The organism is Pectobacterium colocasium (assembly GCF_020181655.1).
Classification (GTDB): Bacteria; Pseudomonadota; Gammaproteobacteria; order Enterobacterales; family Enterobacteriaceae; genus Pectobacterium; species Pectobacterium colocasium.
In genome coordinates, this window is record NZ_CP084032.1 from 4,753,458 (window position 1) to 4,767,812 (window position 14,355).

15 protein-coding genes are annotated in these 14,355 nt (G+C 54.3%); 14 read left to right on the top strand and 1 reads right to left on the bottom strand.

Translation table 11 applies throughout. The annotated features are described in order from the left end of the window. Nucleotides 1-263 precede the first annotated feature (263 nt). The 12 genes from LCF41_RS21480 to dsbG all read left to right on the top strand — a co-directional run bounded on the left by LCF41_RS21480 (nucleotide 264) and on the right by dsbG (nucleotide 12,541). Complete coding sequence (locus LCF41_RS21480) at nucleotides 264-845, top strand: DNA-3-methyladenine glycosylase I (protein ID WP_225086264.1); 582 nt, start codon at nucleotides 264-266, stop codon at nucleotides 843-845. Between the two features lie 369 nt (nucleotides 846-1,214). After that, nucleotides 1,215-2,177, top strand: a complete 963-nt coding sequence (gene ghrB, locus LCF41_RS21485; protein ID WP_225088246.1) for a glyoxylate/hydroxypyruvate reductase GhrB — start codon at nucleotides 1,215-1,217, stop codon at nucleotides 2,175-2,177. 304 nt (nucleotides 2,178-2,481) lie between these two features. Then, a complete protein-coding gene (locus tag LCF41_RS21490; RefSeq protein ID WP_225086265.1) occupies nucleotides 2,482-4,119 on the top strand; it encodes a TIGR04028 family ABC transporter substrate-binding protein in 1,638 nt (545 codons plus the stop codon). Nucleotides 4,120-4,146: 27 nt separating this feature from the next. Continuing rightward, nucleotides 4,147-5,091 carry an ABC transporter permease gene (locus tag LCF41_RS21495; RefSeq protein ID WP_225086266.1) on the top strand — a complete coding sequence of 315 codons (945 nt, stop codon included), beginning with the start codon at nucleotides 4,147-4,149 and terminating at the stop codon, nucleotides 5,089-5,091. Beyond that, nucleotides 5,088-5,948, top strand: coding sequence for an ABC transporter permease (locus tag LCF41_RS21500; RefSeq protein ID WP_225086267.1), 861 nt, complete (start codon nucleotides 5,088-5,090; stop codon nucleotides 5,946-5,948). The genes LCF41_RS21495 and LCF41_RS21500 overlap by 4 nt, the downstream gene beginning before the upstream one ends. Further along, complete coding sequence (locus LCF41_RS21505) at nucleotides 5,945-7,633, top strand: dipeptide ABC transporter ATP-binding protein (protein WP_225086268.1); 1,689 nt, start codon at nucleotides 5,945-5,947, stop codon at nucleotides 7,631-7,633. Before LCF41_RS21500 ends, LCF41_RS21505 begins: the two co-directional genes overlap by 4 nt. Nucleotides 7,634-7,661: 28 nt before the next feature. Further along, nucleotides 7,662-8,696, top strand: a complete 1,035-nt coding sequence (locus LCF41_RS21510) for a putative FMN-dependent luciferase-like monooxygenase (RefSeq protein ID WP_225086269.1) — start codon at nucleotides 7,662-7,664, stop codon at nucleotides 8,694-8,696. Continuing rightward, nucleotides 8,693-9,826 (top strand): alkylhydroperoxidase domain protein, encoded by a 1,134-nt coding sequence (locus tag LCF41_RS21515; RefSeq protein WP_225086270.1) that lies wholly within the window; start codon nucleotides 8,693-8,695, stop codon nucleotides 9,824-9,826. Before LCF41_RS21510 ends, LCF41_RS21515 begins: the two co-directional genes overlap by 4 nt. Before the next feature lie 187 nt (nucleotides 9,827-10,013). After that, nucleotides 10,014-10,340 (top strand): helix-turn-helix domain-containing protein, encoded by a 327-nt coding sequence (locus LCF41_RS21520; protein ID WP_225086271.1) that lies wholly within the window; start codon nucleotides 10,014-10,016, stop codon nucleotides 10,338-10,340. Next, nucleotides 10,325-10,639 carry a HipA N-terminal domain-containing protein gene (locus tag LCF41_RS21525; RefSeq protein WP_225086272.1) on the top strand — a complete coding sequence of 105 codons (315 nt, stop codon included), beginning with the start codon at nucleotides 10,325-10,327 and terminating at the stop codon, nucleotides 10,637-10,639. The genes LCF41_RS21520 and LCF41_RS21525 overlap by 16 nt, the downstream gene beginning before the upstream one ends. After that, nucleotides 10,636-11,676 carry a type II toxin-antitoxin system HipA family toxin gene (locus tag LCF41_RS21530; protein ID WP_225086273.1) on the top strand — a complete coding sequence of 347 codons (1,041 nt, stop codon included), beginning with the start codon at nucleotides 10,636-10,638 and terminating at the stop codon, nucleotides 11,674-11,676. The genes LCF41_RS21525 and LCF41_RS21530 overlap by 4 nt, the downstream gene beginning before the upstream one ends. A 109-nt stretch (nucleotides 11,677-11,785) precedes the next feature. Continuing rightward, entirely contained in the window at nucleotides 11,786-12,541 is a 756-nt protein-coding gene (dsbG, locus tag LCF41_RS21535) for a thiol:disulfide interchange protein DsbG (RefSeq protein ID WP_225086274.1), read from the top strand. A 34-nt stretch (nucleotides 12,542-12,575) separates the two neighbouring features. On the opposite strand, the gene LCF41_RS21540 is transcribed toward dsbG, so the two are convergent. Continuing rightward, a complete protein-coding gene (locus tag LCF41_RS21540) occupies nucleotides 12,576-13,481 on the bottom strand; it encodes a siderophore-interacting protein (protein WP_225086275.1) in 906 nt (301 codons plus the stop codon). Between the two features lie 272 nt (nucleotides 13,482-13,753). On the opposite strand from LCF41_RS21540, the gene LCF41_RS21545 reads away from it, so the two are divergent. Together LCF41_RS21545 and LCF41_RS21550 are read left to right on the top strand one after the other, a co-directional pair. After that, the gene (locus LCF41_RS21545; protein WP_010281712.1) at nucleotides 13,754-14,005 is read left to right on the top strand and encodes a type II toxin-antitoxin system Phd/YefM family antitoxin; all 252 of its coding nucleotides are present in this window, start codon (nucleotides 13,754-13,756) and stop codon (nucleotides 14,003-14,005) included. Continuing rightward, entirely contained in the window at nucleotides 14,002-14,289 is a 288-nt protein-coding gene (locus LCF41_RS21550; protein WP_225086276.1) for a type II toxin-antitoxin system RelE family toxin, read from the top strand. Before LCF41_RS21545 ends, LCF41_RS21550 begins: the two co-directional genes overlap by 4 nt. Nucleotides 14,290-14,355 lie beyond the last annotated feature (66 nt).

Below are 14,355 nucleotides of genomic sequence, written 5' to 3' on the forward strand. Positions count from 1 at the left end.
TCGATTAAACAGCGTTGAACTAATAAACAGCCCTGAGCGAATAAATAGCCCTGAGCTCATGAAATGAATAATCCTGAGCTGTTGGCAAAACATTATTCACGATTCCACGACGACTTTCCGCTCCATCCGTAAACGACCTTTCATATCTGCGAGCACGCCCGCAAAACACTGGTTGCTTATACAGCATTATAAATGCCATCATCGCACCACATTGCGATAGACCGCCTTACAATCAACGGCATCACCATCATCGGGAGAAAGGCATGCAACGCTGCGGCTGGGTTACACAAGACACCTTATATCAGGATTACCACGATAACGAGTGGGGAAAGCCCTGCACCGACAGCCAGAAGCTGTTTGAGTTACTGTGCCTGGAGGGCCAGCAGGCAGGCCTTTCCTGGATCACGGTTCTGAAAAAACGCGAACACTATCGCCGCTGTTTCCACCAGTTTAACCCTGAGCGAGTGGCGCAGATGACGCAAGAGGACGTAGATCGGCTGGTGCAGGAAAGCGGCATTATCCGCCACCGTGGAAAAATCGAGGCGATTATCACCAATGCAAAAGCGTGGGTGGCAATGGAAAGTCAGGGGGAAAGCTTTTCGCACTTCATTTGGTCTTTTGTCGAGCACCAGCCGCGTCTCAATCACCCCGCGTCACTCGCAGAAGTCCCTGCCAAAACGGACGTTTCGGATGCCATGTCAAAAGCCCTGAAGAAGCGCGGCTTCAAATTTATCGGCTCAACCATCTGCTATGCCTTCATGCAGGCGGGTGGATTGGTCAACGACCATGTCACCGACTGTTTTTGTCATCAGGGCTGTTTTTGTGATCAGGAAAGTACGGCATGATCCGCTCTGCCAGCTTCAGGTTGGTGATGATGGGTCGGGTGATTTGTCGAATGACAGACCATGAAATGACCAAGCCAAACACGACGGCGATCGCCGCTGACCGAGGATGCCAACGCATCGTAGGATGCCTTATATTCGGAATAGAGCTGTTTCTGCGCGTTAAACGCAGCCTCGCTATTCTCTCTTTGTAAGGTCGAGGTGCTATTCCCCCCGTTTCAGGAACTGCAGTGAAAAGGCTTCCTTCTACATAGATAATGCATTTTCATCCGCACAGACGGAAAGGCGGTATCGCTTGCAGTCTCCCGCCAGCTACGCGATTATTCGATGAGCTATTTCTACGTTAACTTCCTTAATCTGCTGGAGTTTGTGATGAAACCTAGCGTTATCCTGTACAAAAAAGTTGCTGACGATCTACGCGCTCGTTTAGACCAACACTTCACCGTCACTGAACTTGACGCCTTTCCCTCCCTCGACCACCCGGCTCTGGCAAAAGCCGAAGGCATCATTGGTTCCGGTGGTAAAGTCGATAAAGACTTCCTGCAACACGCACCGCATTTACGTGCAGCCTCCACCATTTCTGTCGGTTACGACACCTTTAACGTCGACGCACTGAATGAAAAAGGGGTGATTCTCATGCACACCCCAACCGTGCTGACGGAAACCGTGGCGGATACGGTTCTGGCACTGATGCTCGCCAGCGCGCGTCGGGTCGTGGAAGTCGCCGAACGCGTTAAAGCAGGCGAATGGAAAGGTGGCGTTGACAGCGACTGGTTTGGTACAGACGTTCACCATAAAACCATCGGCATTCTGGGGATGGGCCGCATCGGGCTAGCCGTCGCACAACGCGCTCACTTTGGTTTCAGCATGCCGGTGCTGTACAACGCACGCCGCCATCATGCCGAAGCGGAACAGCGCTTTAATGCCCGTCACTGCGATCTCGATACGCTCCTGGCCGAGTCTGATTTCCTCTGTATCACGCTGCCGCTCACGGCGGAAACGCATCATCTGATTGGGCGCGAGCAGTTGGCAAAAATGAAACCCAGCGCCATTTTGATTAATATCGGTCGTGGTGCCGTCGTAGATGAAGACGCGCTGACGGAAGCCCTGGTGAAAGGAACCATTCAAGGCGCGGGTCTGGATGTGTTCGTCAAAGAGCCGCTCCCCGTCGATTCTCCGCTGCTGGATTTACCTAACGTTGTGGCGCTACCGCATATCGGTTCTGCCACGCACGAAACACGTTATGGCATGGCTGCCTGCGCCGTTGACAATCTGATTGCCGCCCTGAGCGGTCAGGTAAAAGAAAACTGCGTGAACCCACAGGTCTTGAAATAGCTTTCAGGTAACCTTAGCGCTGCGACGACACGCTCGCAGCGCTACCGACGCACACTCAATAAGTTCACCATCACACGCGAAACGCGGCGATTTCCCGCAAAAAACCTCTCTTTTGCCTACCTAAAAACTGGATAACCAATGCCGGTTTTGTTCTTTGCTGTTTCCTACCGCCTATGGAAGTATCGGCTGTAACGAACGGTTAACGCCCCCGCCGTATTTCCCCATTTCGGGGCGTAATCGATCTGCATATTCACCTGATAAAACAGAACGTTAATAAAAACCATTACCTGTAGGAACAACCATCGTGGCGACTTTTTTGCATCCTCATCAGAAACTCACTCTTTTTGCCTCGTTGCTCCTTCTGGGCGGTGCGCTAAGCGCACAGGCAGCGAACGACACACCAAAAATCGGCGGCACGCTGATTTATCTGGAGCAGCAGGCGCACACCAATCTCTATACGCCCGCGGGCGGGTTTTACCCAAACGGCGGCATTCTCAATCAGGTAACCGATAAACTGACGTACCAAAACCCTGAAACGCTGGAAATCGAACCGTGGGTTGCAGAATCCTGGAGCGTCAACGCAGATAACACCGAATACACATTCAAGATTCGTCCCGGTATTACCTTCTCTGACGGCACGCCGCTGGATGCCAACGCGGTGGCGAAAAATTTCGATACCTACGGATTAGGAAATACGGCGCTCAACCAGCCAATTTCAGAGGTCATCAATAACTATCTGCGCAGTGAAGTTATCGATCCGCTCACCGTGAAGTTTTACTTTAAGAAGCCGTCTCCAGGCTTCCTGCAAGGCACCTCGGCCATCGGTTCCGGGCTGGTTTCGCTCAGTACGCTTGAGCGCAATTTCAATCAGTTAGGCAATGCCAAAAACATTATCGGCTCTGGTCCATTCGTGGTAAGCAGCGAGAAGCTGGGGCGCGAACTGAAGCTGACCGCCCGTAAGGATTACAACTGGGCACCGGTTAAATCAAAGCATCAGGGACGTGCCTATCTGGACGGCATTACCTATCTGGTCACCCCGGAAGACAGCGTGCGTATTGGCGCGTTGGTATCTGGTCAGGCGGATTTCATTCGTCAGATCCAGGCCTACGATGAAAAACGGGTGCAAAGTCAGGGCTTCAACCTTTATGCCCCGCCGACGCGCGGCGTCAATAACAGCGTGGTTTTCCGCCCGGATAACCCACTGGTCGCCGATATCCGCGTGCGTAAAGCACTGCTGCACGCCACCAACACCAAAGAGATCATTGCTACGCTGTTCTCTGACAACTACCCACAGGCCACCTCGCCACTGGCTAAAACCGCCGCCGGCTATGTCGATCTCTCCAGCAAGCTCACGTTCGATCCCGCACAGGCCAACAAACTGTTAGATGAAGCGGGGTGGAAAACCGGTTCGCAAGGATTGCGGCAAAAAAACGGCAAAACGCTGGAACTGACGGCTTATGAATCTCTGCCGCAGCCGCAGAACAAAGAAACCCTGCAACTGGTTTCTCAACAATGGGCAAAAGTCGGCGTGAAGCTGAACGTGCTGGCGGGTGATGCAGGCAGCAAAACCGTCGATAGCCTCGATCCGCTGAAAACTGGCGTGGCTCCGGCGATGGTAGGCCGTGCCGACCCGGATGTGCTGAAAAGTCAGTATTACCCGACAGTGCGTAACGTTCTGCTGCAAAAAGGCGGTTCCAGCGACAAGGTGAATACCTTTGTGGATGCACATCTGAATACGCTGCTGGATAGCATCGCCGCAGAAACCGACCGTAGCAAGCGACTGGCGCTGGTGGGAGAGGTGCAGAACTACCTGATCGATCAGGCCTACGTCATTCCCATTTTTGAAGAACCACAGGTGTTTGCTGGCGCGCCCACCACCAAAGGTATCGCGTTTGAAGCCGTAGGTCGCCCCAGCTTTTACAACACCTGGCTGGATAAGTAACACAGAAGAAAGAGGGAGGAGATCATCATGAACCGATACCTGGCACTGCGCATCGGTCAGGCACTGCTCGTCCTGTGGGCGGCATTCACCCTGTCTTTTATCCTGCTTCAGGCGATGCCGGGTGATGCCGTACTGATCAAGTTTCAAAACCCAGAGCTCGGCCTGAGCGCCGAGCAGATCGCGCAGCTACGTTTATCCTACGGTGCAGATACACCGGTACTCACGCAATATTTTCATGCGCTAGCCCAGATACTGCGTGGTGATCTTGGTCTCTCTCTTCAGGCTGGCGTGCCGGTCACTGAGCTGATTGCAGCCAATCTACCGCCTACATTGCTGCTCGCGGTGCTGGGTTTCATCGCCGCTGGCCTGCTGGCGTTTGCTCTCGCGTTCTTATCGACGTTAACGCCGTTCCAATGGCTGCGAACCGCATTGCAATCGCTGCCGTCGCTGTTTATTTCCGTGCCGACCTTCTGGCTCGGCATCGTACTGATTCAGATTTTCTCTTTCCGCTTGGGGCTGATTCCAGTGATTAACCCCGGCGAATGGGAAGGGCTGATTTTGCCGGTTCTCACGCTGGCGCTGCCGATCTCCGCCCCGCTGGCTCAGGTGCTGATGCGCAGCATCGATCAGGTGCAAACCCAGCCGTTTGTTGCCGTCGCCCGCGCCAAAGGCGCCAGCCGCAGCGGCGTACTCTGGCGACACATCGCCCGCAACGCCATGCTGCCCACGCTGACCATCGCCGGCCTGCTGTTGGGCGAGCTAATTGCGGGGGCGCTGATTACCGAAACCGTATTTGGCCGTAACGGGCTCGGCCAGTTGACGCAGGAAGCCGTGAACTATCAGGACAGCAGCGTATTGCAGGCCATCGTGCTGATTTCCGCCGCCGCCTTTGTCGTCGTCAATTTGGTCGTCGACCTGCTCTATCCCCTTCTCGATCCGCGCCTGAAAAACACGCCAGGAGCCACGCTATGACTACCGTACAACTGGAAAAAATCACGTTTCCTCTTCTGCGCAAGCGGCCGCTTCTGCGTCGCTACGCCTTTCAGCCGGGACTAGTGCTAGCCTGGCTGGTTATGCTAACCGTCGCTCTCTGGGCGCTGTTCCCAGGCTGGTTTACCAGCTATAGCCCGACGGAAGGCATCGCGGGCGCACAGCGGCTGGCACCGGATGCAGACTACTGGCTCGGCACCGATCAGTTAGGGCGTGACCTCTACGCACGTATCGTTTATGGCGCGGTACACTCACTTTCCGGCGCGGTCATCGCCGTCGGGCTAGGTCTGGTACTTGGCAGCTTCTTCGGTCTCTTGGCGGGTGCCGTTGGCGGCTGGCTGGATAGCGTCGTGATGCGCAGCATTGATGTATTGCTGGCCATCCCCGGCCTGCTACTGGCGCTGAGTGTCATCATCCTGTTGGGTTTCGGCACGGTTAACGCCGCGATTGCCGTGGGTGTCACTTCCGTTGCCAGCTTTACCCGACTGGTACGTTCAGAAGTGCTGCGCGTGCGCCACAGCGACTACGTCGAAGCCGCCTACGGTAGCGGCGGCACCTTTCTCAGCGTGTTATGGCGGCATATTCTGCCGAACTCACTGACCACCGTTTTCGCCTTTGCCGCGCTGCAATTCGGCAGCGCAATTCTGGCTATCTCCACACTCAGCTTCCTCGGCTACGGTGCGCCGCCGCCCACGCCGGAATGGGGCCTGCTGATCGCCGAAGGCCGCAACTACATTGCTACTGCGTGGTGGCTAACCACCTTCCCCGGTCTGGTGGTGGTACTTGTTGTGCTATCCGCTAACCGCATCAGTCAGTCAATCAGGAGAACGGCACGATGAGCCTGTCAGCAAGCCTACAAACCAGCGCCGCGGTGCCCGTGTTGGCTCTGGAGAACGTCACGATTGCCTATCGCAGTGACGATCGCGAGCAGACCGTCGTGGAAGGCGTCTCTTTCCATATTCAGCCTGGAGAAGTGGTCGCGCTGGTCGGAGAATCCGGTTCAGGGAAGACCACCACCGCGCAGGCGGTTATCGGTTTGCTGGCCGAAAACGGTCGGTTAACACGCGGTGCCATTCGGCTCAATGGCGTGGACATCAGCGGCTGGTCACAGAAGCGGTTGGACAGCGTGCGCGGCGCGCAGATCAGTCTGATCCCGCAGGATCCCACCAGTTCCCTGAATCCGGTGCAGACCATTGGTGAGCAGGTAGATGAGATTCTGCGCATTCATCAGCGGGAAGATCGCCAGACCACGCGTCAGAAAACGCTGGCGCTGCTGGAGCGCGTGGGGCTCAACCAGCCGGAACTGCGCGCAAAGCAGTACCCGCACGAACTGTCTGGCGGTATGAAACAGCGCGTCCTGATAGCCATAGCTATTGCCTTGAAACCCGCGCTGATTATTGCCGATGAACCCACCAGCGCGCTGGATGTCACGGTGCAGAAACGGATTCTCGATCTACTTGATGAACTACGGCGCGAAAATGGCACAGCGGTGCTGTTCGTCACCCACGATCTGGGTGTAGCGGCCGAGCGTGCCGATCGGCTTCTGGTCTTTCAGAACGGCTACATTCAGGAGCAAGGCCCTACGCTTGAGGTACTCAACGCGCCCTCAAGCCACTATGCACGCACGCTGCTGGCTAACGTCCCGTCGCTAAACCCAACGCCGCGTCCACCGCGTACCAATACATCGGAATCTGACATTATTGTCTCGGTTGAAAATCTGGTGCAGAGCTTCCCCTTGTCAGGCCGTAAAGGGGAACACTTTCGGGCGGTAGATGACGTCTCCTTCAGCGTGGCGCGCGGCACAACGCACGCTATTGTCGGCGAGTCCGGCTCAGGTAAAACCACCACAGCGCGCAGCCTGCTCGGCTTCCATCACCCCAACGCCGGACGCATTTTGATCGACGGCACCGATATCACTCACCTGAAAGGTGAAGCGCTACGGCAGTTCCGGCAGAAAATCCAGTTGGTCTATCAAAATCCTTTTGGCTCGCTCGATCCGTCACAGCGGTTGTACGACATCGTTGAAGAACCACTGCGCAATTTTAATCGCCATACCACCGCGCAGCGGGAACGCAAAATTCATGAGATGTTCGAGCGTGTCGCCCTGCCAATTGCGTTGCTGTCACGCAAACCGCGTGAGCTGTCTGGCGGCCAACGCCAGCGTGTTGCTATCGCCCGGGCGCTGGTGCTGGAACCTCAGGTATTGGTGTTAGACGAGGCTGTCTCGGCGCTGGATGTCACCGTGCAGGCGCAGATTCTGCGTTTGCTGACCGAATTACAGGAATCACTCGGGTTAACGTATCTGTTCATCTCGCACGATTTGGCGGTGGTACGCCAGATCGCCGACACCGTTTCCGTGCTGTACCACGGCAAGCAGCTTGAATCCGGCCCGGTGGAGCAGATCTTCTCTCAGCCCGCACATCACTATACCCGTGAACTCATTGCAGCCATTCCCGGACAACAACATCCGGTTTTTGCCCGTTCACATTACCCTCACGTTCACACTGAAACACATGCGCTCTGAAAAATGGCACTAAACCAAGGACTGTAGAATGACAACGAAACGGCTGGGATTTTTCACGCGATTGCTGGACGATGCTTCCGCTCAGCAGCGCTATCGGCTGGCGACGGAACAAATCGTCAAAGCCGAACAACTCGGATTCGACAGCGCCTGGGTCGCGCAGCACCACTTTCACGCCGATGAAGGCGGGCTACCTTCGCCGCTGGTGTTTCTGGCGCTGGTTGCCGCACGCACGCACCGCATCCAACTCGGCACCGGCGTGATTACACTGCCGATGGAAGAGCCGCTGCGCGTAGCGGAAGATACCGCCGTGCTCGATTTACTCAGCAACGGCAGGCTGGAAATCGGCGTAGGTTCCGGCGGTACACCGTCCTCATTTGCCGCCTTCGGTCACGACAGCGCACAGCGCGGGCAGATCCTCGGGCGCTATCTTGAGAAACTGCGTGCTGCGTGGCGGGGGGAAGCCTTGAGCGAGGAAGGTAATCAGCTCTACCCTGCTGCGCCGCATTTGGATAAGCGCGTCTGGCAGGCCACTTTCTCCATTGAAGGCGCAGAACGAGCCGGTAAAGCAGGCGATGGCCTGATGCTCTCTCGAACTCAACCACGCCCAGAGCATTTCGCGGACGCCACACTGGCTGACCTGCAAAATCCGATGATCGACGCCTATCTGGCCGCGTTGCCTGCTGGCGTCGCACCGCGCATTCTCAGCTCGCGTAGCGTTTTCGTGGCTGACGATCGCCAGTTGGCGCTGAGTCTGGCAGAAAAAGGGCTTAATCGCTCCGCCGCCCGTTCCGGCACGTTCCGCCCGATTCCTCACAACTCGGTAGAGGCGCTGATCGCCTCCTTCGATAGCCATGTCGGCACCGCGCAGGATGTCATCGCGTCACTTCGGGCAGACAGCTCGCTAGAACGTGCGACCGATGTGACATTCCAGGTACATTCCATCGATCCACCGCATGCGCTGATTCTGCGTTCGCTTGAACTGATTGCCACTCAGGTGGCTCCCGCGTTGGGCTGGAGACCCGCCGTGAAACAGAAAAGCCCGCTCGGGCAGGAGATTGCATGACGCACGCTAACACATTACACACCCCTGACGTACTGGATGCACTGGCCGAAATCGGCTCAGATTCCGCCCTCGCCGCCGCCAGAAAAACCCGCGATGCAGCAACCCGACACACCCAAGGCAGCTACGATGCGCTGTTTAATGCCAACACCGCAGACGATGCAACACTGCCGCTATCGCTGCGCTTCTGGTTTGCCGCAAAGATTAGTGGCTGGCAGCAGGATGAGCAGCTACAACATTTCTACGCCGAGCGGCTGGCAGACTTCCCGGAACCCACGCCGACACCCGCGCTACAGTTGGCGTTGGATCACGCCGAGCGCCTGACGAAAACGCCCGTGCAGGCTTCAGCATCCCATGTCAGCGCGCTGGAGCAGGCGGGCTGGTCGGTAAACGATATTGTGACGCTGTCTCAGCTCATCGCATTTGTGAATTTTCAAAGCCGGCTGCTGCGCGGCTATCGCCTGATTGCCGGTCATCGCGTCGGTCAGCCGCATTCGCAGGCCGCCGTCGCGGGTCAGTGGCATACCCAACCGCAGACACACAGCGGCAAATCGGCACCGCAGGCGTTTACTCAGGCAGAGCTAGGATGGGAACCGTGGATCGCGCCCAAACCGCTGGCCGAATTCAATGCAGATGAGCAGGCGATTCTGGCGCGTTTCGGCCACACCGATTCCGACTATTTTCGTCTGCTAGGCCGCAATCTCCCGGTACTGGAACAGCGCACGCTGACGGATAAAGGGATTTTCTATACTGCTGGCGGCCTGCCACGCAAAGAACGCGAACTGATCGCCGCCGTCACCAGCAAGGTCAATGGCTGCATTTACTGCGCCTCGGTACACGCGCGTAAAGCCAGCCAGCTTTCCAAACAGGATAGCGATGTGCAGCGGCTGCTGGATGTCGTTCCCGGCGGCGATTTAGGCATCGGGCAAAGTCCGCGCTGGCAGGCGATTATCGATTTCTCGGCACGTCTTTCCGCCACACCCGCGCAGGTCAACGCCAACGACCTGAAACAGCTGCAAGAGCAAGGGTTAGATACGCTGGAGATTGTCGATGTGGTGCAGTCAGCCGCCTTCTTCTCATGGGCAAACCGACTGATGCTAACGCTGGGCGAACCGTTCTGGCCGGAGCATTAATCCAGCGTTGCACGATAGCAAATCAGGCGACACGATATCTGCGCCGCCTGATGTTATTTATTTTTAGTGTCATAAATGAACTAAATTAAGTAAAAACCAACAAGGAAGTATTACACATGGACATTAAGAAAATTTACGGACTATACTTAACCCATTAACGGGTTAAACTCAAAGAAAGAGTCCATTTATGAACACCCTTTCCACTGCGCCAACATTGCTCAAGCTCGACGCCATTAGCGAAGCAATCAACGAACTCCGGCACGAATTCGCGCGTAGCGATGCCTCCAGCAAAGAGGTCGTACTGGAAGACCACATTCACTCGCTGGATACCTTTGGCGTTCAGCTAAATACGCGACGTAAAGCGTTGGGTATCGAACTCGCTACGCTAGAGCTACAGACTGGCGTATCACTATCCACGTTAAAACGTTTATTCAAAGATCCCGCTCAGGTGAAGTTTTCCACGGTGTATAGCGTCTGTTCCGCGTTAGGGATAAAGCTATGCGCCGTCAAGTAAAGGTCTATCTTTACGGTGTCCACATCGGCCAGTTAAGTCAGGACGATGAAGGCTATCTGTTTGAATATAAACAATCCTACATCGGCCCGTCATTATCATTGAGCCTACCGATACAGACCGGAGCATTTCGCAGCACAACATTGCCGCCTTATTTTGCCTCGTTAGCCCCCGAAGGCTGGCTCCGGCGCCAGTACAGCCAGCTACAGCATCTGGATGAGAAAGACCTGTTTGGCATCCTCATTCAAAACGGTAAGAATCTGATCGGCGCCGTACAACTGATTGCAGAGGATAAAGCATGACAACATGTCGAATCTTGCTGACACCGCTGACGCATGAAGAAGAGATTGCCACAGGTTATAGCCGCAAAGGGTTGAAGCATCTGGCAGGATCAATGCATGCCTCCCCAGACTTACGTTTCACGCGCCAGCAATTCATGCACGACCTGCCACAAATACAGAAAGGCATGAGTATTTCTGGCTATCAGCCCAAGATTCAGATGGTGTTACAAGATAGGACGTTTACCGTCGTTGATCATCAAGGCATGTACATCCTCAAACCCTCTCCGATTGAATTTCCTCATTTGGCAGAAAACGAACATGCCACAATGACGCTAATGGCACGTCTGGGATTTGCCGTCCCACCACACGGATTGCTCCGTTTTAAACCGGAACAGACGGATGACGAACCTGAGTTCGCTTTCGTTATTAAGCGCTTCGACCGCGACGAAAAAACGGGCCACCCTATCCATCAGGAACAGTTGGACGGTGCGATGGGGATCGGTGAAAAATTCGGTAAAATACACACCGATGGTAAACAGTACATCAGTTATGAGCAGTTAGCTTTATTCCTTAGCGAACACGTTAATGACAATATCGTCTTCAAAATAGATCTGTTCCGCCGCATCGCTTACGCCTACATGCTAGGTAACAACGACATGCACCTGCGTAATTTTGGGCTAATACACTCACGCTCAGGCCAGTTAATGCTAGCGCCGATTTATGACTTCGTTTCTGTCGCCCCCTATCCCTCCTATTTTTCTTCCTGCTTCATGGCACTACCGCTGCTGATTCAAGAAGAGGGGGATGAAGCGCTCGCACCAGGGTTTGAAACCGCGTATGGAGAATACCTTGGTATGGATTTCATTCTGTTCGGACAGCGTATCGGGCTGAGTGAAAACCTGACCAAAAAGCTACTGGCAGACTTCCTCAAAGAAGCTGAATGCGTTGAATCAACCTATCGGGATTCCTTTATGCCTGCGGAGGCGATTGATACGACGCTGCGGTGCTATCGACACCGCCTGAATCTTATAAGCATTCTTGATGCAGAACGGATTTAGCGCGCCGTAGTCAAACGTTTTCATCGCATCACTGTGGATATCGATGCAGTGGCGCAGACCTTCCGCTAGGCTATCCGGCAGACATGATCCACGATACAGGCGCAACACCATGATAAAACGCTTATCCCTCACACTGACCTTATTAACGCTTTCCGCGTCGTCACTAGCGCAAGATGTTCTGCCTGATGCGGTGAAGAACATCGAAAAACAGGGCATTACGATCATCAAGCCGTTCACCGCACCCGGTGGCGTGCAAGGCTGGCTGGGCAGCTATCAGGGAATGGGGGTTACCATCTACTTAACGCCGGATGGTAAGCATGCCATTTCGGGCTATATGTATGATGAGAAGGGCAATAATCTGAGCGAAGCGCTGATTCAGCAGGAAGTGTATGTGCCTGCTGGTCGGGAGATGTGGCAGAAATTACAGCAAGCGCCGTTTATTACCGAAGGGGACAAGGATGCACCGCGTAAAATCGTCGTCTTTGCCGACCCGTTTTGCCCTTACTGCAAACAGTTTTGGCAGCAGGCACAACCGTGGGTAAAAGCAGGAAAAGTACAGCTGCAAACGTTGCTGGTTGGCGTTATCAAACCGGAAAGCGGACGTTATGCCGCCGCGATTCTTGCCGCCAGCGATCCGGCCAAAGCCTGGCATGATTATGAACTCTCGAACGGCAAAACTATCCCCCCGCTCCCTGAGAAGTCGTCACGCGACATCTGGAATAACATTCAGCACAATCAGAGGCTGATGGATGAACTCGGCGCCAACGTCACGCCTGCCATCTATTACCTGAATGATAAGAATGAATTACAACAGGTCGTCGGGCTGCCGGATGCACAGCAGTTGGCGGAGATGATGGGGAAATAAGCACAGGAGGGGATTACCCTCCTGACGTTTTCTTTTAGCGATGCGACCAGTAAGCCATAAAGTTGATCGTCTCTTTATCGAGGTGGCGTTCGTCCAGCAGATAACGACGCAACCGTTTGATTGCAGAAGACTCGCCTGCCGCCCAGGCGTAAAACGGACGATGCGCCGTTGCCCGTTCCCACAGTAATTCGTCTTCCGGCGTCTCCTGTGCGATTTCCTCACGCTTGGTACAGGCGCTGGTGGGAATCTTCACGTCCTGTTGCACCGCAGCCAGCAGGCGTTCGCCCCATACTGTGCTACCGGTTTCCTCACGCGGCAGCCAGTGAATCTGAGCAAACGGGAAATTACCCGACGTCACGCAGTCAGCCGCTTTCGGCACTTCAAAAAAAGCCTGCACCGACGGCGGAGAAGGCTGACTCGCTAACTGTTCGAGAATCCCCATGGCCGCTGGCAGCGCCGTTTCATCCGCAATCAGCAGCACCTGCTCAACGCCCTCGTGTGGTGCCCACTCATAGCCGCCGCTATCGCCATCGGCCTCTGCATTGGGTGCGACAATCTGTAGCGTATCACCCGGCTTAGCATGATTCGCCCAGCTTGAGGCCGGCCCGGTATCACCATGCAGCACAAAATCGATCGCCGCCTGCTGTGATTCACGTGAGACGGAGCGCAGCGTATAGGTACGTAAAATCGGACGACGCTCGCGCGGTAGCGCCAGATAGTCCTGATACCAGGTATCGCTCACGGCCATCGGCGTCAGCTCCCCGCTTTCACTGGCGAACAGCAGTTTGATGCGCTGATCCGGCGCGTCCAGTTTCATCTGGCGCACTTCCGCCCCAGTGAACACACAGCGAGCTAATGAAGGCGAGAGCAGCGTCTTACTCTCTAAGCGTAAGTTGAATAATCGATAGGCTGAAGACGTTGTACGGGTAGCTAAAGACATAATGAGAAAACCGTATGTTTTGTAAGGAAAAATCAGTCCGCGGGATAAAACCCATTACCGCAACTTATCATAAACAAAACACTAACGATAATCATTATCACCATTCAGGTGAATGCCGTGATAAAAGCAGCATTGTCTTCATACTATCTATTTCTTCATATTATGGGGCAGAGGGTCATATTGAGCTGGCACAAAAAATCACCAGAAGACTTGTTAATAGGTCTTTTATTTTTTAATCTAAAGACCTATTAATCGGTCATAAAGGGTCCATTATGCCAAATATTATATTGAGTGATACCAGTGCCAGCGTCAGTGAACTGAAAAAGAACCCAATGGCGACGGTCAATGCTGGCGATGGCCTACCTGTCGCTATCTTGAACCGCAATCAGCCTGCGTTTTATTGCATTCCTGCGGATCTCTACGAAAAAATGCTGGATGCGCTGGACGATCAGGAATTGGTTAAGCTAATCGGTGAACGTAAAAACCAGCCGCTGGTTGACGTGGATTTGGATAGTTTCCTATGAGCTATAGCGTAAAATTCAGGGAAGATGCGCTAAAAGAATGGTGCAAGCTCGGTAAAACCATCCAGCAGCAATTTGCCAAAAAACTAAAAAAATGCTGCGAAAATCCCCATATTCCTTCGGCAAAGTTACGAGGAATGAAGGACTGCTACAAAATAAAGCTCCGGGCGTCAGGCTTTCGTTTGGTTTACGAAGTCATTGACGACATATTGGTTATCGCCGTGGTGGCAGTAGGCAAACGTGAGCGCAGCGGCGTCTATAATCTGGCAAGTGAGCGGATGAGGTAGCCGGATTAGACTGGCCATAAAAAATGCTGGCCAAATAGCTCACTATTCAACCAGCATGTTTCATTT

Bases quoted from the DNA above. Each gene is read 5' to 3' on its own strand.
- LCF41_RS21480 (WP_225086264.1), top strand. From the start codon at position 264: ATGCAACGCTGCGGCTGGGTTACACAAGACACCTTATATCAGGATTAC.
- ghrB (WP_225088246.1), top strand. From the start codon at position 1,215: ATGAAACCTAGCGTTATCCTGTACAAAAAAGTTGCTGACGATCTACGC.
- LCF41_RS21495 (WP_225086266.1), top strand. From the start codon at position 4,147: ATGAACCGATACCTGGCACTGCGCATCGGTCAGGCACTGCTCGTCCTG.
- LCF41_RS21500 (WP_225086267.1), top strand. From the start codon at position 5,088: ATGACTACCGTACAACTGGAAAAAATCACGTTTCCTCTTCTGCGCAAG.
- LCF41_RS21505 (WP_225086268.1), top strand. From the start codon at position 5,945: ATGAGCCTGTCAGCAAGCCTACAAACCAGCGCCGCGGTGCCCGTGTTG.
- LCF41_RS21510 (WP_225086269.1), top strand. From the start codon at position 7,662: ATGACAACGAAACGGCTGGGATTTTTCACGCGATTGCTGGACGATGCT.
- LCF41_RS21515 (WP_225086270.1), top strand. From the start codon at position 8,693: ATGACGCACGCTAACACATTACACACCCCTGACGTACTGGATGCACTG.
- LCF41_RS21520 (WP_225086271.1), top strand. From the start codon at position 10,014: ATGAACACCCTTTCCACTGCGCCAACATTGCTCAAGCTCGACGCCATT.
- LCF41_RS21525 (WP_225086272.1), top strand. From the start codon at position 10,325: ATGCGCCGTCAAGTAAAGGTCTATCTTTACGGTGTCCACATCGGCCAG.
- LCF41_RS21530 (WP_225086273.1), top strand. From the start codon at position 10,636: ATGACAACATGTCGAATCTTGCTGACACCGCTGACGCATGAAGAAGAG.
- dsbG (WP_225086274.1), top strand. From the start codon at position 11,786: ATGATAAAACGCTTATCCCTCACACTGACCTTATTAACGCTTTCCGCG.
- LCF41_RS21540 (WP_225086275.1), bottom strand. From the start codon at position 13,481: ATGTCTTTAGCTACCCGTACAACGTCTTCAGCCTATCGATTATTCAAC.
- LCF41_RS21545 (WP_010281712.1), top strand. From the start codon at position 13,754: ATGCCAAATATTATATTGAGTGATACCAGTGCCAGCGTCAGTGAACTG.
- LCF41_RS21550 (WP_225086276.1), top strand. From the start codon at position 14,002: ATGAGCTATAGCGTAAAATTCAGGGAAGATGCGCTAAAAGAATGGTGC.